Origin of the sequence: Marinicauda pacifica (assembly GCF_004793635.1) — a bacterium.
GTDB classification, from domain to species: domain Bacteria; phylum Pseudomonadota; class Alphaproteobacteria; order Caulobacterales; family Maricaulaceae; genus Marinicauda; species Marinicauda pacifica.
Map to the genome: position 1 here is coordinate 516,495 of NZ_SRXV01000003.1, position 20,344 is coordinate 536,838.

17 protein-coding genes are annotated in these 20,344 nt (G+C 65.4%); 7 read left to right on the forward strand and 10 right to left on the reverse strand.

The window, feature by feature from the left end; genetic code table 11:
* Positions 1 to 8: 8 nt before the first annotated feature.
* The 3 genes from E5162_RS12380 to E5162_RS12390 all read right to left on the reverse strand — a co-directional run bounded on the left by E5162_RS12380 (position 9) and on the right by E5162_RS12390 (position 2,802).
* Positions 9 to 1,334: a dicarboxylate/amino acid:cation symporter gene (locus E5162_RS12380; protein ID WP_135945563.1), complete on the reverse strand. Its 1,326-nt coding sequence runs from the start codon at positions 1,332 to 1,334 to the stop codon at positions 9 to 11.
* 84 nt (positions 1,335 to 1,418) lie between these two features.
* Positions 1,419 to 1,958 (reverse strand): hypothetical protein, encoded by a 540-nt coding sequence (locus E5162_RS12385; protein ID WP_135945564.1) that lies wholly within the window; start codon positions 1,956 to 1,958, stop codon positions 1,419 to 1,421.
* Between the two features lie 100 nt (positions 1,959 to 2,058).
* Entirely contained in the window at positions 2,059 to 2,802 is a 744-nt protein-coding gene (locus E5162_RS12390; protein ID WP_135945565.1) for a creatininase family protein, read from the reverse strand.
* 155 nt (positions 2,803 to 2,957) lie between these two features.
* Between E5162_RS12390 and acs the strand changes: the two genes are divergently transcribed.
* The 5 genes from acs to E5162_RS12415 all read left to right on the forward strand — a co-directional run bounded on the left by acs (position 2,958) and on the right by E5162_RS12415 (position 11,191).
* Entirely contained in the window at positions 2,958 to 4,904 is a 1,947-nt protein-coding gene (gene acs, locus E5162_RS12395) for an acetate--CoA ligase (protein ID WP_135945566.1), read from the forward strand.
* 755 nt (positions 4,905 to 5,659) lie between these two features.
* Positions 5,660 to 6,763 carry a phenylalanine--tRNA ligase subunit alpha gene (pheS, locus tag E5162_RS12400; RefSeq protein WP_135945567.1) on the forward strand — a complete coding sequence of 368 codons (1,104 nt, stop codon included), beginning with the start codon at positions 5,660 to 5,662 and terminating at the stop codon, positions 6,761 to 6,763.
* The gene (locus tag E5162_RS12405; protein ID WP_135945568.1) at positions 6,763 to 7,404 is read left to right on the forward strand and encodes a hypothetical protein; all 642 of its coding nucleotides are present in this window, start codon (positions 6,763 to 6,765) and stop codon (positions 7,402 to 7,404) included. Before pheS ends, E5162_RS12405 begins: the two co-directional genes overlap by 1 nt.
* A 28-nt stretch (positions 7,405 to 7,432) precedes the next feature.
* Entirely contained in the window at positions 7,433 to 9,829 is a 2,397-nt protein-coding gene (gene pheT, locus E5162_RS12410; protein ID WP_135945569.1) for a phenylalanine--tRNA ligase subunit beta, read from the forward strand.
* A gap of 33 nt (positions 9,830 to 9,862) precedes the next feature.
* Complete coding sequence (locus E5162_RS12415) at positions 9,863 to 11,191, forward strand: MFS transporter (protein ID WP_135945570.1); 1,329 nt, start codon at positions 9,863 to 9,865, stop codon at positions 11,189 to 11,191.
* Here the strand turns inward: E5162_RS12415 and E5162_RS12420 are convergent.
* Positions 11,188 to 11,802 (reverse strand): DUF1134 domain-containing protein, encoded by a 615-nt coding sequence (locus tag E5162_RS12420; RefSeq protein ID WP_135945571.1) that lies wholly within the window; start codon positions 11,800 to 11,802, stop codon positions 11,188 to 11,190. The genes E5162_RS12415 and E5162_RS12420 overlap by 4 nt on opposite strands.
* A gap of 192 nt (positions 11,803 to 11,994) precedes the next feature.
* On the opposite strand from E5162_RS12420, the gene E5162_RS12425 reads away from it, so the two are divergent.
* On the forward strand, positions 11,995 to 13,866 hold the full coding sequence (locus E5162_RS12425; RefSeq protein WP_135945572.1) for a monovalent cation:proton antiporter-2 (CPA2) family protein: 1,872 nt from the start codon (positions 11,995 to 11,997) through the stop codon (positions 13,864 to 13,866).
* 81 nt (positions 13,867 to 13,947) lie between these two features.
* Positions 13,948 to 15,756, forward strand: a complete 1,809-nt coding sequence (gene lepA / locus E5162_RS12430) for a translation elongation factor 4 (RefSeq protein ID WP_135945573.1) — start codon at positions 13,948 to 13,950, stop codon at positions 15,754 to 15,756.
* Here the strand turns inward: lepA and E5162_RS12435 are convergent.
* The 6 genes from E5162_RS12435 to murJ form a co-directional block, all read right to left on the reverse strand.
* Positions 15,747 to 15,950, reverse strand: coding sequence for a hypothetical protein (locus E5162_RS12435; RefSeq protein ID WP_135945574.1), 204 nt, complete (start codon positions 15,948 to 15,950; stop codon positions 15,747 to 15,749). The two genes, lepA and E5162_RS12435, sit on opposite strands and share 10 nt — an antisense overlap.
* Positions 15,951 to 15,955: 5 nt before the next feature.
* Positions 15,956 to 16,213: an HNH endonuclease gene (locus E5162_RS15210; RefSeq protein WP_135945712.1), complete on the reverse strand. Its 258-nt coding sequence runs from the start codon at positions 16,211 to 16,213 to the stop codon at positions 15,956 to 15,958.
* A gap of 9 nt (positions 16,214 to 16,222) precedes the next feature.
* Positions 16,223 to 16,840, reverse strand: coding sequence for a hypothetical protein (locus E5162_RS12445; RefSeq protein ID WP_135945575.1), 618 nt, complete (start codon positions 16,838 to 16,840; stop codon positions 16,223 to 16,225).
* Between the two features lie 76 nt (positions 16,841 to 16,916).
* The gene (locus E5162_RS12450) at positions 16,917 to 17,519 is read right to left on the reverse strand and encodes a copper chaperone PCu(A)C (protein WP_135945576.1); all 603 of its coding nucleotides are present in this window, start codon (positions 17,517 to 17,519) and stop codon (positions 16,917 to 16,919) included.
* Between the two features lie 113 nt (positions 17,520 to 17,632).
* On the reverse strand, positions 17,633 to 18,670 hold the full coding sequence (trpS, locus tag E5162_RS12455; protein ID WP_135945577.1) for a tryptophan--tRNA ligase: 1,038 nt from the start codon (positions 18,668 to 18,670) through the stop codon (positions 17,633 to 17,635).
* 78 nt (positions 18,671 to 18,748) lie between these two features.
* Positions 18,749 to 20,341 (reverse strand): murein biosynthesis integral membrane protein MurJ, encoded by a 1,593-nt coding sequence (murJ, locus tag E5162_RS12460; protein ID WP_135945578.1) that lies wholly within the window; start codon positions 20,339 to 20,341, stop codon positions 18,749 to 18,751.
* Positions 20,342 to 20,344: the final 3 nt, after the last annotated feature.

A 20,344-nucleotide genomic window follows, 5' to 3' on the forward strand; every position in this document is an offset into this window, starting at 1 on the left:
CCGCCGGATCAGTCGCGGTCGGCGTTGGCGACCTCCGGCGGCGCGGGTTCCGGCTTGTAGGGCACGTCGGCGGGATGGCGGTAGAGCTCCTCGTCCAGCTCGCCCTCCCACTTGGCCACCACGGTCGCCACGGTCGCGTCCCCGGTCACGTTCAGCGCGGTGCGCGCCATGTCCATGATCCGGTCCACCGGCAGGATGAAGCCGACAATGATCGCCGTCTGTTCGGGCGTGACGCCGAATGTCTCCAGCACGATGGCCAGCAGGAAGATCGAGGCCGAGGGAATGCCGGCCGCCCCGATGGACACGATGGCCGCGGTAAACGCGATCATCACATAGTTCATGAAGGTCAGGTCGTAGCCGAAGGCCTGCGCGGTAAACAGCGCCAGTATGCCCAGGTACAGCGCGGTGCCGTCCATGTTGATCGTTGCGCCCAGGGGCAGGACCGAGCCGGCGATGGAGCGCTTCACGCCCAGGTTTTCGCTCGCATTGGCGATCGTCACCGGCAGGGTCGCGCTGGAGCTGGCGGTGGAATAGGCGACCGCGATGGCGTCGATCATGCCGCGCACGAAATTCATCACCGGCAGGTTCAGCACGAAGCGGATGATCCCGCCATAGACCACGACCGCATGGGTGATGAGGCCCAGATAGACCGCCGCGATCAGGATCGCGATGGCGGCCAGCGCCTCCAGCCCCTGCTGCGCCACGGTGTGGGCGACCAGCGCGAAGACGCCGAAGGGCGCGATTTCCATGACCAGGTGGGTGACTTTCAGAATGACGTCGGCGGCGCTGCCGAAGAAATCGCCCATAAGCTTGCCTTCGCGCCCGGCCAGCAGGATGCCGACGCCCAGCAGGATGGCAAAGAAGATGATGGCCAGCACATCGCCGTCGGCCAGCGAGGCGACGGGATTTTCCGGCACGATGGCGAGCAGGCGTTCGGTCAGCGAGGGCGCTTCGGTCGAGACCGGCACCGCCTCGGCATTGCCCAGATCCACGCCCGCGCCGGGCCGGAAGGCGATGCCGTAGAGGATCCCGATGACATTGGCGAAGATGGTGGTGGTGAAATAGAGCGCGATCGTCTTAAGCCCGATCGAGCCGAGCTTTTTCGGATCGCCGAGCGCGACCACACCGGACACCAGCGTGGTCAGGATAAGCGGCACGATCAGCATCCGGATCAGGCGGATGAACAAATCGCCGACCGGCTTCACATAGGATTCAAGCCAGGCTGCCGCGTCGGTTCCGCCCATGATCTGGGCCAGGACCGCACCGAAGATCACGCCCAGGACCAGCGCGCCGAGCACCCGCTTCCAGAGCTGGGTTCCGAACCACCATTTCATCTGACACACCTCCCCGCGCGCATGATTTGACCGCGCAGCCTAAGCGCCGCGCGGCCAAAATCAATCGCCGGTGAAACGGCGCGCCTAGTTGTTCGCAGTGGGCTCGCCAGCGGCGGCTTGCTCGGCGGCCTCGCAGACGCGCTCGCTGATCTCGCGCTCGGTCTGGATGGCGCAGAAGCGCCCGTCGCGCATCCGGTAGACGCCGGTGCCCGAGCGATCGTCGTTCGGGCGCAGGCCGAATCGCATGTGTTCGGCGGCTGCCAGGTCGAACGTGCTGCGCATGTCGCCCTCCAGCGCCGTGCTGTCGACGCGGTAGACCGACCCGTCTCCGTCCAGCTTGCAGGCCACGACCACCATGCCGTCCGGTCCGCGGCTGGAGAAGGCCGCGCCGTCCGGCAATGCGGCCAGCACCGCCGCGTCATCCTCGCCGCGGCAGGCATCCTCGGCGGCGTGGTCCAGCTCGCCATTGCCGACCAGGGCCTGCGTCGGGCTCTCCGCCTCGCCTGCGGTTTCGGTCCCCGCCCCGGCCGGCTGCGTATCCGCCGGGGTGGCCTCGTCCTGTCCGCCGCACGCCGCGAGCGCCAGAGCCGCCACGCCGGTCACCAAAAATCCAACTGCCTTCATCGCACTCACTCCCGAATCTCGTGGCCCGCACACGTCCAGCCCGGTTCTACGACAGGATGGACCGCCGGGCCAAGCGCTAGCGCCCCGCGTCGCGGAAACGTCACGCCTGACCTTCGAAAAAGGCCTTCACGTCGGCAATCATCGCCCGCTTCGCTTGCGCCACCAGCTTTGCGCCCTTTTCCGGGGTCGCCTGGGAGGGGTCGGAGCCGATGCGTCCGTCCGGGAAGCGGCGCCGGTAATCGGCGGCATCGCGGATCGGCCCGGTCGGGGCGATCTTGGGGCTCATTTCCACCTGCTTTTGCGCCTCGGGATAGGCGTAATAGGTCACCGAGACTTCCGAGGCCGTGGCATGGCCGCCCTCGCCTTCGGGAAACAGCTCGCGCACCAGGGGCTGCACGCCGGGCAGGGTGAACCAGTTTTCCAGCTTCAGCTGATAGGGGCAGGCCTCCCCGTCCAGCGAATAGGCCGAATAGCTTTCGGAAAACGCGGCATTGACCGGCGCGATATTGCCGCCATGCCCGTTGAAGAAATAGATCCGGGTAAAGCCGTGGCGCACCAGGGAATCGATCCAGTCATTGACCGCCGCGATCATCGTGGTCGGGCGCAGCGTGATGGAGCCGGGAAAGGCCAAATGGTGCTGGGCGGACCCGACATTGAAGGTCGGTCCGACCAGGAAGCCCGCCTCGTCGCCGGCCTCTTTCGCGATCACTTCAGGACAGATCGCATCGGTGCCCAGCAGACCGTTCGGCCCGTGCTGCTCGGTCGAGCCGATGGGGATTACGATACCCTTGGAGCGTTTGAGATAGGCCTCGACTTCGGGCCAGGAGGCTTGGTGAAGTTGCATGATCTGCCTTTCATGCCGTGCACGTGAAAGGCGGACAGGACACCAGCCGGGCGCGCCGCGCAAGATGGCTTTTCAGCGGCCCGGCGCTTGTGCGCGCCCCCTGTCCTGACCCATGCTGAGGGATGAAGACCGACCCGAGCCAGGAGAGCCGCGCCATGGCGAACGACACCGTGAAGATCCCCGACAGCTTTTCCGACGCCCGCATCACGCCGGACACATACCGGCAGATGTATGAGCGCTCGATCCAGGACCCGCAGGGCTTCTGGGCCGACGAGGCCAGACGCCTCGACTGGATCGCGGCGCCGGCGAAAATCTCCGATGTCTCCTTCGACAAGGACGATCTGCACATTCGCTGGTTCGAGGACGGGGTGCTCAATGCCTGCGTGAACTGCATCGACCGGCATCTGGAAACGCGCGGCAACAAGACCGCGCTGATCTGGGAGGGCGACAACCCGGCCTATCACCACGCCATCACCTATCGTCAGCTCTTCAACCATGTCTGCCGCTTCGCCAACGAGCTCAAGCTGATCGGCGTGAAGAAGGGCGACCGCGTCACGATCCACATGCCGATGATCCCCGAAGCGGTCTATGCGATGCTGGCGTGCGCGCGCCTCGGTGCGGTCCATTCGGTCGTGTTCGGCGGCTTCTCGCCGGATGCCATTGCCGGGCGGATCGACGATTGCGGCTCCGACTTCGTTATCACCGCCGACCAGGGCGTGCGCGGCGGCAAGGGCATCCCCCTCAAGGACAATGTCGACCGGGCCATCGAACGGGCCAATCACGAGGTGCGCGGCGTGCTGGTCGTGAAACATACCGGCGCGCAGGTCGATTTCGTTGCCGGGCGCGATCACTGGCATCACGAGCTGGCGCTCGAGGTCGATGCGCGCTGCGAGGCCGAGCCGATGAAGGCCGAGGATCCGCTCTTCATCCTCTACACCTCGGGTTCGACCGGGAAGCCGAAGGGCGTGCTGCATACGACCGGCGGCTACATGGTCTGGGCCGCGATGACGCACGACTACACGTTCGACCATCGCGAGGAGGATGTCTTCTGGTGCACCGCCGATGTCGGCTGGGTCACCGGGCATACCTATATCGTCTACGGCCCGCTCGCGAACGGTGCGACCTCGCTGATGTTCGAGGGCGTGCCGACCTGGCCGGGCCCGGACCGCTTCTGGCGGGTCGTGGCCAAGCACCGCGTGACCACGCTCTACACCGCCCCGACCGCCATCCGCGCCCTGATGCGCGAGGGCGACGAGCCGGTGAAGAAGCACGACCGCTCCTCGCTGCGCCTCTTGGGCAGTGTCGGCGAACCGATCAATCCCGAGGCCTGGCGCTGGTATCACGAGGTGGTCGGCGAGGGCCGATGCCCCATCGTCGACACCTGGTGGCAGACCGAGACCGGCGGCCATCTCATCACCGCCCTGCCCGGCGCCCATGCGCTGAAACCGGGCGCGGCGAGCTTTCCCATGTTCGGCATTCAGCCGGCCCTGGTCGACAATGAGGGCAACCGCCTGCCCGACGAGGGCGAACAGGAAGGCAATCTGGTCCTGCTCGGCTCCTGGCCGGGCCAGATGCGCACCGTCTACGGCGACCACCAGCGCTTCTACGAGACCTATTTTGCCACCTATCCCGGCACCTATTTCACCGGCGACGGCGCCCGCCGGGACGCGGACGGCTACTGGTGGATTACCGGCCGGGTCGATGATGTGCTGAATATTTCCGGCCACCGGCTCGGCACCGCGGAAGTGGAAAGCGCGCTGGTCGCCCACGACCTCGTCGCGGAAGCGGCTGTGGTCGGCTACCCGCACGAGGTCAAGGGCCAGGGCATCTATTGCTACGTCACGCTCAATTCCGGCCTGGTCCCCACCGAGGAGACCGAAGCCGCGCTCAAGGCCCAGGTGCGCAGCGAGATCGGCGCCATCGCCACGCCCGACGTGATCCACTTCACCCCGTCTCTGCCCAAGACCCGCTCGGGCAAGATCATGCGCCGCATCCTGCGCAAGATCGCCGAGGGCGAATTCGACAAGCTCGGCGACACCTCCACCCTCGCCGATCCCGACGTCGTCGACAGCCTGATCGAAACCCGCCGCGAGATGGGGTGAGGACGACATCGAAAATGCTGAAACCCCGGACGCCAAAGGCGATCCGGGGCCTCGTGGTAGCGGTGCGCGCCCGCCATCCGATGCTTCGAGGCCCGGCAAGCCGGGCACCTCAGCATGAGGGAGGGGGTTGGATAAAGACATTCACCCGATGTCGCCCATCCCCCTCACCCTGAGGTGCGAGCGAAGCGAGCCTCGAAGGGTCGGATGACGCGCTTCCCCGATAGCCAAAACCCTCTTTCCTGACGAAAGTCAGGACCCAGGGGAGGACAGGGCGGCGTCATCGGATGACACCGCTCCACGCGCTCTGGATCCCGGATCAAGTCCAGGATGACGAAAGCTTGAGATTATCAAAAAACCCCACTCCTTCGTCATTCCGGGCCGGGCGAGCAAAGCGAGACCTTAGAATCCAGAGCGGACAGGGCGCCAACGCCCGTCATCCGACCCTTCGAGGCCCGGCAAAGAGCCGGGCACCTCAGGGTGAGGGGGAGGGTGACATCGGTAGGGACACCAGATCGAACTGATCCAGATTCAATCCCTATTGTTGATTCCAACCCACTCCCCCTCATGCTGAGGCGCGAGCGCAGCGAGCCTCGAAGCATCGGAGGGCAAGTGCCGCATGGGATGACGGACATGACACCGAGCACAGGGATTGCGTGGCACCCCTCACCGTCACAAAGCCGCCGCGGGCGCTTCACTCCTTGGCCCGCGTCCTCTAAGAACCGGTCATCGCCTGACCTGCCTGTGAAAGACACGCCATGACCGCACCATCTTCCTCCGACACGGCCCCGGCCGACCTGGCCGCCCTCGAAGCGCGTATCGCCAAAGACATCGAGGCGGCTAGCGATCTGAAGACGCTGGACGATATCCGCGTCTCCGCGCTGGGCAAGAAGGGCGAAGTCAGCCTGAAAATGCGCGAGCTGGGCAAGATGAGCCCGGAAGAGCGCCAGGTCATGGGTCCTGCCCTGAACGGGCTGAAGGACCGGCTCAACACCGCCATCGAGGCCAGGAAGACCGCATTGGAGGACGCCGCGCTCGACGCCGCGCTCGCCACCGAGCGCGTGGACATCTCCATGCCGGCCGCGCGCGAGGCCAAAGGCTCGCTGCACCCGGTCGCGCAGGTGATGGAAGAGCTCGCTGTGATCTTCGCCGACATGGGCTTCGCGGTCGCCGAAGGCCCCGATGTCGAGGACGATTTTCATAACTTCACGGCGCTGAACTTTCCGCCCGATCACCCGGCGCGCGACACTCACGACACCTTCTTCATGAAGGCAGGCGAGGGCGAGACGCCCAAGGTGCTGCGCACCCACACCTCGCCGGTCCAGATCCGCACCATGATGAGCGAGAAGCCGCCGCTGCGCATCATCGCGCCGGGCCGGGTCTATCGCTGCGACTGGGACCAGACCCACACGCCGATGTTCCACCAGGTCGAGGGGCTGGTGATCGACAAGGAGACCCATATGGGTCACCTGAAAGGCTGCCTGATCGATTTCATCGCCGCCTTCTTCGAGACCGATGCGGTGGAGGCGCGCTTCCGCCCGCACCACTTCCCCTTCACCGAGCCGTCCGCAGAGATGGACGTGCGCTATGAGCGCGTCGGCGATGCGGTCAAGGTCGGGTCGGGCGACAAATGGATGGAAATCCTCGGCTGCGGCATGGTCCATCCCAACGTGATCAGGTCCTGCGGCCTCGACCCGGACGAATATCAGGGCTTTGCCTTCGGCATGGGCGTGGACCGTCTCGCCATGCTCAAATACGGCATGCCGGACCTGCGCCCCTTCTTCGAGCCGGATAGCCGCTGGCTCGCCCATTACGGCTTCTCGCCGCTCCTGCAGGCCAATCTCGCGACGGGGCTGAGCTGATGGACGAGAAGAGCCCAGCTGAGACAAAGCCCGCCTCGCCACCCGAAGCGCGGGACGAAACCTCGCGCAACGGCATGTTCGGCTCCTTGCGCTTTGAGACCATCGGCTCGATCACCGCGATCGTCGTGGGTGTCGCGGCGCTCTATGTGAGCTGGGACCAGGGACGCGTGATGCGTCAGGAAGTGCGCGCCAGCGTCTGGCCCGCCCTCCAGGTCGACGGCTTCTACGATACAGCCCGGGGCAGTCTGGACATCGGTTTGCGCATCCAGAATGCCGGCGTCGGCCCGGCCCTGATCGAGCGCATCACCGTGCGTCATCGCGGCGAAATCGTGCCCGACCTGGCCGACCTCCGGTCCAGGATTGACGGCGAAGCCGACTTCTCGTTCGAGACGGGGGCGGGCCGCATTCTCGCCGCCGGCGACGACGTCGTGCCCTTCGTCTTCCATTTCTCGCGGCCGGAGGACTTCTCCCCGGATGGCGAGGTCCTCGATACCGCGACCGGGACCGGCATGCTGTCGGACGCCTGGTCGGTCGAGGTGTGCTACTGCTCCAGCCTCGACCAGTGCTGGACGTCTGACACCAGCACCGCGCCCCCGACCGAAGTGACGGCCTGCGACGCCGTCCCCGCCACCGACCTGTAATTCCCGACCTGCTTGCGGACCCCGACCGATGAAATTCACGCTTTCCTGGCTCAAAGAGCATCTCGACACCGACCTGCCGCTCGACGCGCTCGCCGACGCCATGACGATGGCCGGACTCGAGATCGAGGAGATCGACAATCCGGCCGCTGCGCTGTCCGATTTCACGGTCGCGCACGTCACCGCCGCGGTGCCGCATCCAGATGCCGACAAACTACGGGTTTGCACCGTGGAGACCGTGGACGGATCGCAGCAAATCGTGTGCGGCGCGCACAATGCGCGTGCCGGAATGACAGCGATCTATGCACCGCTCGGCGCCTATATTCCCGGCCTCGATTTCACCCTCGACAAGAAGCCGCGCAAGATCCGCGGAGTCGAAAGCTACGGCATGCTCTGCTCGACCAAGGAGCTCGGCGCCGGCGAGGATCATGACGGAATCGCCGACCTTGAGGGCGACTGGAAAGTCGGCACTCCGGCGGCCGAGGCGCTGGGCATGGACGACCCCGTCATCGATTTTGAAGTCACCCCCAATCGCCCTGACTGGCTTGGCGTTCACGGCATTGCGCGCGACCTCGCCGCGGCCGGTCTGGGCACGCTGACGACCCCCACGGTCGACCCGGTCAAGGGCGTGTTCGAGAGCCCGGTCGGCATTGCGCTCGACTGGCCGGAAGCCTGCCCGGTCTTTGCCGGCCGTGTGGTGCGCGGCGTGAAGAACGGACCCTCCCCGGCCTGGCTGCAGAACCGCCTGCTGGCCATCGGATTGCGCCCGATCAACGCCCTGGTCGATATAACCAATTATCTCAGCTACGACCGGGCCCGCCCGCTCCATGTCTACGACCTCGCGAAGATCGGCCAGACCATCCATGCCCGCCGCGGTCAGGGCGAAGCCGACCGCTTCGAGGCGCTCGACGGCAAGACCTACGACCCGTCCGAAAACCATTGTGTCATTGGCGATGAGACCCGCGCGCTCGGCCTCGGCGGCATCATGGGCGGCGAGCATTCCGGCTGCACGAACGACACCACCGACGTCTTCATCGAGAGCGCCTGGTTCGATCCGGCCATTACCCGTGTCACAGCACGCGAAACCGGCATCGAGTCCGATGCCAAATACCGCTTCGAGCGCGGTGTCGATCCCGGCTTCGTGGTCGACGGGCTGGAGCTGGCCACCCGCCTGGTCATGCAACTATGCGGCGGCGAGCCGTCCGACATCGTGCTCGCTGGCGATATTCCGGCCAGCCCCGACGCGATCGAATTCGACCCGGCGCGGGTGAAACGCCTGCTCGGAATCGAGCTGGAAGCGTCTGAAATCGAAGACATTCTCGACCGCCTCGGCTTCACGGTGAACCGGGCCAATACGCCCTGGCAGGTGACCCCGCCGAGCTGGCGGCGCGACTGCTCCCAGGCCGCCGACCTGATCGAGGAAGTCGCCCGCATTGCCGGCTACGACACGCTTCCCACCGTCTCCTTCCGCCGTCCGGAAGGCGAGCGCTTCGAGGCCCCCGCGACCGAGCTGCAGACCCGCGTGCGCCATGCCCGCCGGGCGATCGCGCTGCGTGGCTACCAGGAAGCCATCACCTGGTCCTTCTGCCATCACAGCCAGGCCGGTCTGTTCGGCGGGGCGGGCGAGGGGCTGACCCTTGAAAATCCTATTAGTTCAGAGCTCGACGTGATGCGTCCGAGCGCGCTCGTCCATCTCCTGACCTCGCTTCAGAAGAGCGCGGACCGGGGCATCGAGGACCCGCGCTATTTCGAGGCCGGACCGATCTATCTCGACGACACGCCGTCCGGTCAGCAGACGGTCGCAGCCGGGGCAAGGCGCGTCATCGCCTTGCGGGACTGGCGCGGAGGCGCATTGCCCGACGTGTTCGACGCCAAGGCGGACGCGCTTGCCGCGCTCGAAGGGGCCGGGGCGCCGGTGGAGAATCTGCAGGCGGCCCCCGAGGCCCGCGACTGGTGGCATCCCGGCCGGTCCGGCGTGCTGCGCCTGGGGCCGAAGAACATCCTGGCCGAGTTCGGCGAGATCCATCCCAAGGTCCTGAAAGCGCTCGATATCGACGGTCGGGTCCTGGCGTTCGAAGTCTTCCTCGGCGCCATTCCGTCCCCGAAGAAGAAAGCGCTCAAGGCCCGTGCGCCCTTTGCCGCCTCAGGTCTGATGCCGGTCCGGCGCGACTTCGCCTTCCTGCTCAACCAGGACGCGCCCGCAGCCGATCTGTTGCGCGCGCTGAAAGGCGCCGACAAGGCGCTCATCAGCGACGTCGTGCTGTTCGACCGCTATGACGGCAAGGGCGTGCCGGAAGGCGAGGTTTCGCTCGCCGTGGAGGTCGTACTTCAACCCGGCGAGAAGACCTTGACCGACAAGGAAATAGACGCTGTCGCGGACAAGATCGTCAAGGCAGGCGAGAAGGTCGGCGCCCGCCTGCGCGGGTAGCGCCGCCGCGGCAATCAGGACGAGAGTGCGTCGATGAGCCAGCCCTCCCACCCCGCCGACCGGGCCGCAGAACCTGTCTACAACCTCCTCTACGAGGATGAAGACGCGCGTGTGTGCAAGGACATTCCCGAGAGCGAATGCCGGCACCAGCCGCGCAATTTCGTCATGGCGTCTCTGGCCCTTTCGCTGACCAAGTCCGGCGACCGGCTGATGGATCCCAAGATCATGCTGGCGTGGCTCTTCTCGGTTCTGGGCGTGCCATCCGTCTTCGTCGGCTTTCTGGCGCCGATTCGGGAATCGCTTGCGCTGCTGCCGCAACTCTTCATTGCGCGGTGGATTCGCGAGCGTCCGGTCAGAAAGCTGTTCTGGACTGCAGGCTCACTGGGCCAGGCCTTGTGCCTGGCCGGTATGGCGCTTGTCGCCGTGAGCGCCGAGGGCGTCAGGGCCGGCGTCCTGATCCTTGCCCTTCTGGCGCTGTTCGCAATCTCGCGTTCGATCTGCTCGGTCACGCACAAGGATGTGCTGGGCAAGACCGTCTCGAAGACGCGGCGCGGCGCGGTTTCCGGCTATGCATCCAGCCTTTCGGGGATCGCGGCGGGCCTGCTCGGCATCGCGTTGATCGCGGTGAATACAGAGGAACCGGGTCCGCTTTTCTTCGCGGCGATTCTGGGAGTCGCAGCGCTTCTCTGGGCCCTGGCTGCAGGCGCCTATGCGTTGATTTCCGAGAGTCCGGGCGCGACCGAAGGCGGACGCAATGGCCTGGTCGAAGCCATCCGGCAGATGTCGATCCTGAAGACAGACGCGCCGTTTCGCCGCTTCGTCATTGCCCGCACCGCCTTTCTGGCAACCGCGCTGGCGACGCCGTTCTACGTGTCGATCGCCCAGTCACGGACCGGGGCGGATCTCGCAGGTCTGGGCGGATTTCTCTTTGCCAGCGCCGCCGCAAGCGCGCTGGGCGGAGCCGTCTGGGGCCGGCTGGCCGACCGCTCCAGCCGGTGGGTGATGATCGCCAGCGGCCTGGTCGCCGCACTGGCCGCCCTCATCGTCCTGGGTCCGCTCGCGTTCAATCTGGCCTGGGCGGACCGGGCCGAACTCTACATCGCGGCTGTCTTCATTCTCTCGATCGCGCACCAGGGCGTGCGCCAGGGCCGTTCGACCTATATCGTGGATCTGGGTACGACGGACACGCGCGCGGCCTATACCGCCGTCTCCAACACCACGATCGGGGTGCTGCTGCTGGCAGCAGGGGCGGCGACAGGGCTGATCTATCAGATCTTTGGCGAGGCCATTGTCTGGGTGCTGGGCGGCAGCGCCCTGCTTGCCGCCCTGCTGTCGCTGCGCCTGAAGCCGGTCTCGGGTTAGAACGGCACCCAGTTACGCTCGCGCGAATAGGCGAGATAGCCCACATTCGCACCGAGCCGGAAGCCGACGCCGGAGCGGATCGGAGCCAGCGTGATGTCATCGGCGCGCTGGTAATTCACGCCGAGCCCGGCCACGAAATAGGCCGAACCGTCCACTCCGGGGAAGCGCTGGTACAGCCGGTCCACATCACGCAAATCGTAGACGAGGGTGAAGACCCGGCTGGCATTGCCGCCGGCATCGAAACCGACCGACGGGCCCGTCCAGTAAACCTTCTGGGGCTCGCCATCCGACTTCAGGGTCAGATAGCCTTCCCCGTAGCGAAGGCCGACACCGATCGCGCCCGACACTTCCTCGCCGGCGATGTAGCCGACCGGACGCCCGAGATCGACGAAGACACGCTCAAGCGCACTGGCTGCGGCTTCGGCCGTGACGCCGAAGAAGTCCGCGGTCGCCTCGACAATCTCGTCGCGCGAATAGGTGTCGATCTCGGCCTGGTACTCGCTCGGCTGACCGTAGCCGGGATCGCGTTCCTGCTGAGAGGCACACGCGGCGGAGCTGAGCGGCAGGCCCAGAGCGAGGGCGATCGTCATGCTTTTAACAAAACCAGCCATGGCTTTGCGTACTCCCTGTTTTTATCGTCCCGGAAACACTGATGCGCGAATGCGGCAGTGTCGGGGCGAGCTGTCCAGACCGGGGCAGAACGCGGCGTCATGGCTGTTCGATCCCCGCGGCGATGATTGCGGCGCCGCGAAAAACTGACAACACTGACCGGGTCTTGTGACCGGGCGCGAGGACGTGAAGGCATGACCGACTTCTTGATGCTGGCCTTCACCTTCCTGCTCGCGGGTGTGGTCGCCGTTCCCCTTGCGGCTCGGTTCGGTCTGGGGTCCGTCCTGGGCTACCTGCTGGCAGGGATCGCGATCTCGCCGCTGCTCGGCCTCCTGCATGTCGACGTCGTCTCGATCCAGCATTTTGCAGAATTTGGCGTCGTGATGATGCTTTTCCTCGTCGGACTCGAGCTCGAACCGCGCCGGCTCTGGCGGCTGCGCGACCGGGTGCTCGGCCTCGGCGGGTTGCAGGTGGTCCTCACGACCGCGGCGGTCACCGCTATCGTGATGGCCTTCGGGCAATCCTGGACAATCGCGCTGGCCGCCGGACTGGTGCTCTCCCTCTCCTCGACGGCGATCGTCCTGCAGACCTTGAACGAGCGCGGGCTGATGCGAAGCGAGGGCGGCCAGTCGAGTTTCTCGGTTCTGCTCTTCCAGGACATCGCCGTGATCCCGATGCTGGCGCTGATGCCCCTCCTGGCCGTCCCCGGCCTGGTTCCGGGCCCGGACTCAGGGTCGGGCGTCGACCACGAGTCGGGACTGAGCCTGGTCAACCATCTCAGCGGCTGGCAGGCCGCCCTCGTCACCATCGCCGCCGTCGGCGCGGTGATCCTGATCGGGCGCTGGCTGACCCGGCCGCTTTTCCGCTTCATCGCCCGGCCGCGTCTGCGCGAGCTCTTCATCGCGGCCGCCCTCGTCATCGTGGTCGGAATCGCCCTTTTGATGTCGCTCGTCGGGCTGTCGCCCGCGCTCGGCACCTTCATCGCCGGCGTCGTGCTGGCCAACAGCGAATACCGGCACGAGCTGGAATCCGACATCGACCCGTTCCGTGGCCTGCTGCTGGGCCTGTTCTTCATGACGGTCGGGGCCGGGATCGATTTTGCCCTGGTCTCCGATCAATTCGCGATCCTGATCGGGTCCGCGCTGGGCCTGATCGCCTTGAAGGCGGCCATCCTTCTGGCCCTCAGCTTCGTGTTCAAGGTCACAGGGTCGGACCGCTGGCTGATGGCGCTCGGCCTCGCACAGGCGGGCGAATTCGGCTTTGTCCTGCTGTCCTTTGCAAGTTCTAACCAGATCTTCCCGGGTGCGATCGGCGACCAGCTTGCGGCCATTGTCGCGATCTCCATGCTGCTCACCCCGTTGCTCTTCATCGTCCACGACCGCCTGATCGCGCCACGCTTTTCCAAGGTTCAGGCGCGGGAACAGGACCACATCGAGGAAGACAACGACATCATCATCGCCGGGCGGGGACGCATGGGCGGCATTATCGACCGGATGCTCAGCGCGGCGGGTTACAAGGCCACGGTCGTCGACTACAGCTCCAAACAGCTCGACGTGCTGCGCAGCTTCGGCATCAAGGCCTATTTCGGCGACGCCACCCGGCCCGACCTGCTGACCGCCGCCGGGATCGAGCGGGCCAAGCTGCTGATCGTGGCCATCGACGGGCGGGCGCAGATCACGCAGCTGGTCCGTTATGTCGTACAGACCTATCCCGGGGTGCATGTCATGGCGCGCGCGCTCGACCGCGATCACGTCTTCGATCTCTACAATGCCGGGTGCCGCGACATCATTCGCGAGACCTATGACAGCTCCATCCGCATGGGGCGCTCCGCCTACGAGGCGCTGGGGATCGGCCCGGACCATGCGCGGTCGATGGCGCGGGCCTTCGACGAGATGGACCGGCGCGCCATGCTGCACATGGCCGAGGTGTACGACCCGGACACGCCGTCCCACGAGAACGGCGCCTATGTCGCCCGCGTGCAGGAAATCATGGGCGCGTGGGAGGGCGAGTTGCGCGTGCACATGGATTCCATCCGCGCTGACCGGGCGGACAAAAGGCACCGCTAGACTGCGCCCGCGGACACGGCTGGCTTCTCGCGCTTCACAAGCCACTTTGCGCGGCACGTCAGGATCGTTATATGCCCGACCATGAGCATCGATCCCAAATACATCCGCAACTTCTCCATCGTCGCGCACATTGACCACGGCAAGTCTACCCTGGCCGACCGCCTGATCCAGGTCACGGGCGGGCTGACCGAGCGCGAGATGAAGGAACAAGTGCTCGACAATATGGATCTCGAGCGCGAGCGCGGCATCACGATCAAGGCGCAGACCGTGCGCCTGAGCTACACCGCCAAGGATGGCGAGACCTATGCGCTGAACCTCATCGACACTCCGGGCCATGTCGATTTCGCCTACGAGGTCAGTCGCTCGCTCTATGCCTGCGAGGGCGCGCTGCTCGTCGTGGATGCCGCCCAGGGCGTCGAAGCCCAGACGCTGGCGAACGTCTATCAGGCGATCGATGTCAATCTGGAAATCGTGCCTGTCCTGAACAAGATCGACCTTCCCGCCGCCGAGCCGAACCGGGTGAAGGAGCAGATCGAGGACGTGATCGGTATCGAGGCCCATGACGCGATCGAGATTTCGGCCAAGACCGGGTTCGGCATCGAGGACGTGCTCGAAGCTATCGTGACCCGGCTGCCCCCGCCCGTCTCCGGCGATCCGGACGCCCCGCTCAAGGCGTTGCTGGTGGACTCCTGGTACGACCCCTATCTCGGCGTCATCTGCCTCGTGCGCATCATCGAAGGGACGCTGAGGAAGGGCCAGCGCGTGCGCCTGATGGGCGCCAGCGCGAGCTACAACGTGGACGGTGTCGGCGTGTTCACGCCCGCCAAGACCGAAACCGACACGCTGGGACCCGGCGAGATCGGCTTCCTGAACGCCTCGATCAAGCAGGTGCGCGACGCGCGCGTGGGTGACACGATCACCGAAGAGCGCCGCCCGACCGACTCCATGCTGCCCGGCTTCAAGCCCGCCATCCCGGTCGTGTTCTGCGGCCTCTTCCCGGTTGACGCGGCCGACTTCGAAGACCTGCGCGATGCAGTCGAGCGCCTCGCCCTGAACGATGCCAGCTTCAGCTTCGAGATGGAAACCAGCGCCGCGCTCGGCTTCGGCTTCCGCTGCGGCTTCCTCGGGCTGCTTCACCTGGAAGTCATCCGCGAGCGGCTCGAACGCGAATACGATGTCGACCTGATCACCACCGCACCCTCGGTCATCTACAAGATGCAGATGATGGATGGCAGCGAGGTGGACCTGCACAATCCCGCCGACATGCCCGATCCTGTCAAGATCGAGAGCATTGCCGAGCCCTGGATCAAGGCCACCATCCTGGTGCCCGACGAGTATCTGGGCGGCGTGCTGAAGCTGTGCGAAGACCGGCGCGGCATCCAGCGCGAGCTGACCTATGCCGGCACGCGCGCCATGCTGGTCTACGAGCTGCCGCTCAACGAAGTCGTGTTCGACTTCTACGACCGGCTGAAATCGGTCACCAAGGGCTATGCCAGCTTCGACTACCAGTTCATCGATCACCGCGTCGGCGACCTGGTGAAGATGAGCATTCTGGTCAATGACGAGCCCGTCGACGCCCTCTCCATGATCGTCCACCGCAGCCGCGCGGAGATGCGGGGCCGGGGCATGTGCGAACGGCTGAAGGACCTCATCCCGCGCCACATGTTCAAGATTCCGATCCAGGCCGCCATCGGGGGCCGCGTGATCGCGCGCGAGACGCTCTCGGCCATGCGCAAGGACGTGACCGCGAAATGCTATGGCGGCGACGCCACGCGCAAGCGCAAGCTTCTCGACAAGCAGAAAGCCGGCAAGAAGAAGATGCGCCAGTTCGGCAAGGTGGAGATTCCCCAGGAGGCCTTCCTCGCGGCGCTCAAGATGGATCAGGATTGAGGGCGGTAACCGGCTGTCCGCGGATCAAGGTCGAATTTTGAAGCAATCCGCTCGACGAATTCCGAGGCCGCTTCTCCGCTTGAGTAGCACCGCTCTAGATATTCGTCGTCAAAGCCAATGTCTTGAATATCGATGGCGTATCTCTGAACGAACAGCCGATTGACGCTGGCGCACCAAGTTTCTGATTCGCCCATAGCAGCTATCCTTTGTAGCAATTATCCCGGTGCCAGCGCAGGAACGCGCGACTGGGTTGGTCGCGAGCGGTGTCTGGCACATGGATATAGCCGCTCGGATGAAAGAGCCGGTCAACTCCTTCTGGAAGGAGTGGTTTCGCCTGCAGCAAACGAAAGTCGTCGTCGATACTCAACAAGCCTCTATCGAACATCCAATGTACGGTGCGCGATAGCGCAACTCCATTCCTAACGGAATCGGGGCCCCGATCTTTTACCGGCTTGATATGGGCCGCTTACATCTCAGCTCGCCCACCGCCATTGATGATCTTCAATCCCGTCACCGCGCAACGTGCGTCGTAGGCCTCACGGACCTGCAACGCGAAGACTCGGTCCCTGAACGGTCTGTGTGAAATTTGTTCAAAGACGGGACGCTCGAAATCGAGTTGATCTTCCGCTACCCCCCATTGTGGTTGTATCATCCGGTCTTGCTCTTGGGCCTTGATGATCGGCGCATACCCCGCTTTCAGGATAAGGTCGAAATCTACCTCCGGAATTTCACGTACAGAGCGTTGCGTCAGGCCGGCATTAGGTGATCCATCGTCGGTCGCAAGGCGCGATTCCCAGAACTTGTTATCGGCCCGACGAAAGCTCACCGGTTCAGGGAACGGCAGGAATTCTTCGATTTCCGCGTAGTAGTGGTCTGGTCTTTTCGTATCCGGGTAAATTCGTCCGATCCGGCCGGAAGCCCAATAGACGAGCCGCCCTCCGCTTCGCCGCGGTTCGTAAAAGAGGCAACCGTCCCTTTCCGCTGATTGTGCGACACGCAAATAGGTGCGTGGGAAATGATAAAGTTCCCCGGGGACGTCGTCATAGCCGCTCTCGGCACGTTGGGATAAAACGATCTTAGTCAATGCGCCCTCGAAAACCTGAGGGCCCAAATTCACCTGGATTTTCAGAGGTGTCTAGAGCTTAAGCCCAAACCCCTCCCTACTCCGGCATCGCGTCTTCGATGGGGAAGACGAGCTCCTCCGCAACGAGGCCGCTTTCGAAGGTGAGTGTCAGGCGAGCGGCGGCGTTGGTGCGGGCGCTTTCGGACAGGCCGAAGATCATCAGGTGATCGCTGCCGGGCGCGAGCCGGACGGGCTCGGGACCGGTCTCGAGCCGGTCGATCCGGCGCATGCGCATCACATTATCGTCCATCGTCATCGTGTGAAGCTCAACCCGCTCGGCATCGGGGGAGGTGACCTCAACGATCGCGTCCGGGTTCTGCGTGCGCACGACCAGATAGCCGGCCGCGACGTCGCGGCCCTGCGGCGGCGTGCGAATCCAGGTGCCGGCAAACATGGCGCTCTGGCCGTCTGCCTCGACCGTCACCGATTGGGGGCCGGTCAGGAGGTCGGCGGCTGCGGACGCGCCCATGCCGGTGGCGTCGCCCGCCCCCTCATGATCCATGGCCGCATGATCCATGGCGTCATGATCCCCGGACGCGGCGCCAGACGCGTCGGGCCGGGCCTCCCCGCTCGCGGGGTCCTCGGGCGAGCAGGCCGTCAGGAGAGCCAGGATGGAGGCAGCAGCGAGAAGGGCGCGCATGGGCAGAGCTCCGCTAAAATTGGATTGATGTCGCGATCCCGGTTTAGCCCCGGGCCGGACCGAATGCGAGGCCTGCCCCGCGCGCCAGGCGCGGACATAGCGTCGCGGGACGCTCAGGGGCGCCAGTAGCCGACCCGGTCGCGAATCTCGGCCACGACCGGCACGGCCGCCTCGCGCGCCCGCTCGGCACCGCGTTTCAGGATGGCGTCAATCTCGGCCTTGTCGCCGATCAGGCGCGCATACTCCTCGCTGATCGGCGCGATATAGCTCACCGCCGCCTCGGCCAGCTTCGGCTTGAACGCGCCAAAGCCTTCGCCGCCGAACTCGGCCAGCACAGCCTCGACGCTGGTCCCGGTCAGCGCGGCATAGAGCCCGACCAGATTCTTCGCCTCCGGACGGGTCTCCAGACCCTGCGCGGTTTCGGGCAGTGGCTCGGGATCGGTCTTGGCCTTCTTGATCTTCTTCGCAATCGTGTCGGCATCGTCGTGAAGATTGATGCGCGCATTATCGCTCGGATCGGATTTCGACATCTTCTTCGTGCCGTCTTTGAGCGACATCACACGCGCCCCGGTGGGCAGGATGACCGGTTCGGGCAGCGGGAAGACGATCTCCCCGCCACCGAAGTCGCGGTTGAAGCGCGCGGCGATGTCGCGCGATAGCTCCAGATGCTGCTTCTGGTCGTCGCCGACCGGCACGTGCGTGGCCTTGTAGACCAGGATATCGGCCGCCATCAGCACCGGATAGGTGAACAGGCCGACGCTCGCGCGCTCGGAATCCTTGCCCGCCTTGTCCTTGAACTGGGTCATGCGCTCCATCCAGCCCATGCGGGCCACGCACTGGAGAATCCAGTTCAACTCCGCATGCTCGGGCACGGCGGACTGGGCGAAGATCGCGCTGCGCTCCGGATCGACCCCGGCCGCGACATAGGCAGCGGCAACCCCGCGCACCCGGTCGGGCAGCACGGCGGGATCGTACTCGACCGTCATGGCGTGCATGTCGACCGCGCAGAAAAAGCACTCCGCGCCCGTGTCCTGCATTGGAACCCAGTTCTTCAGCGCCCCGAGATAATTGCCGAGATGCAGGCCGCCGGTGGGCTGCATGCCGGACAGGATACGGTCGGGACCGGAATAGGTCTGGGGCGCGTCGCTCATGAAAACTGGCTCTCGTCTGGAGGAAGGCTCGGACTGCGTGATAGCCCTCCCGGACGCGCCTCTCAAGCGCGCACTGCCTTACAGCTCCGGCGAGGTATCGGCCGGCACGGCGCGCGGGCGCAACGCCTCCCTGATCTCCGACACGCGCAGCGCCCGGGTGAGCAGGCACGCGCCCGCATAGGCGACACCGCCCGCCGCAATCACGATGAAGAGTATGGCGAGCTTGCCCAGATCGGCGCCCAGCAGCTGAATGACCGGTGCAGCCCAGACGCTCCGGGTCGTCGCCAGCGTCCAGACGGCAAGGCCCATGATCAGCGACGCGCCGAGCAGGCGGGGCAGGCGCGCTTTCAGACGGGCATCGATATGGAAGAGCTTGCGCCGGCGCAGCGTCAGCGCAAGAAGCGCGGTATTGAGCCAGCCTGCGAGGCTAGATGCGATGGCCAGCCCGACAAAGCCCATCCCGCCGAAGAAGAGCGCGATCGCCAGCACGAAGTTGAGCGCCACAGAGGCGAGCGCAAACCGCATGGGTGTCTTCGTGTCCTCGCGCGCGAAGAAGCCCGGCGAGAGTACTTTGATCAGAACGAAGGCGGGCAGCCCCGCAGCATAGGCCATCAGCGCGAGCGCCGTGGCATTGGTGTCCGCGCGCGTGAACGCGTCCCATTCGTACAGGCCCGCCACGAGAAATCCGGGCACGATCAGGAAGGCGACCGTGGCAGGAAGCGTCAGGGCGAGCGACAGCTCCAGCGCCCGGTTCATCGCGAACAGGCCGCCGGACTCGTCGCCAGAGCGCACGCGCCGGGCAAGGTTGGGCAGGAGCGCCACCCCCATGGCGATACCGATCACCCCCAGCGGCAGCTGGTAGAGACGCTCTGCATAGTTGAGGTAGGAGCGCGCGCCTTCCTCCAGCGTCGCGATCGAGGACGTCACGAGGACGTTGATCTGCGTCGCCCCGGCCGCAAATGCACCGGGAATGCCGATGCGGATCAGCCGGCGGACCTGCGGGGTCAGTTTTGGCATGCGCAGGGTGATCGTGAGCCCGGCCGTGCGTGCGACAACCCAGAGCAGGCCGGCCTGCAGGACGCCAGATGCGGTCACGCCGACCGACAGCCAGATCGCCAGCCTGCGTCCCTCGGTAAAATCGAGCGCGAGAATGACGATAAGGACCAGGTTGAACAGGAGCGGTGCGCCGGCCGCCGCGGCAAACCGGCCATGGGTATTGAGCGCGCCGCCGACCAGGGCCGTAACCGACATGGTCAGCAGGTAGGGCATGGTGATCTGAAGCAGCAACGCGGCAAAGGCCAGCCCGTCCGGGTCCCCAATCTGCCCGGGGAAGAAGATGTAGGCCAGCCAGGGCGCGGCAAGCTGGAAGCCGATGACGAGGATGAGGGTGACCGTGAACAGGACGGAGAGGGCCTGCGAGGCGAACCGGTCGGCTTCGCTGGGAACCTCACCCTCAAGCTCGCGCGCGTAGAGCGGCACGAAGGCGGAATTGAACGCCCCTTCGGCGAGCACGCGCCGGAAGGTGTTCGGGATGGTCAGCGCCTGAAAGAAGGTGTCGGCCACAGGCCCTGCCCCGAGCCGCGCGGCCATGAAGATCTCGCGCACCATGCCCAGAAGACGCGAGGCGAGGGTGAGACCGGACACCACGCCCAGATTGCGCAAAAGCCGCATCGA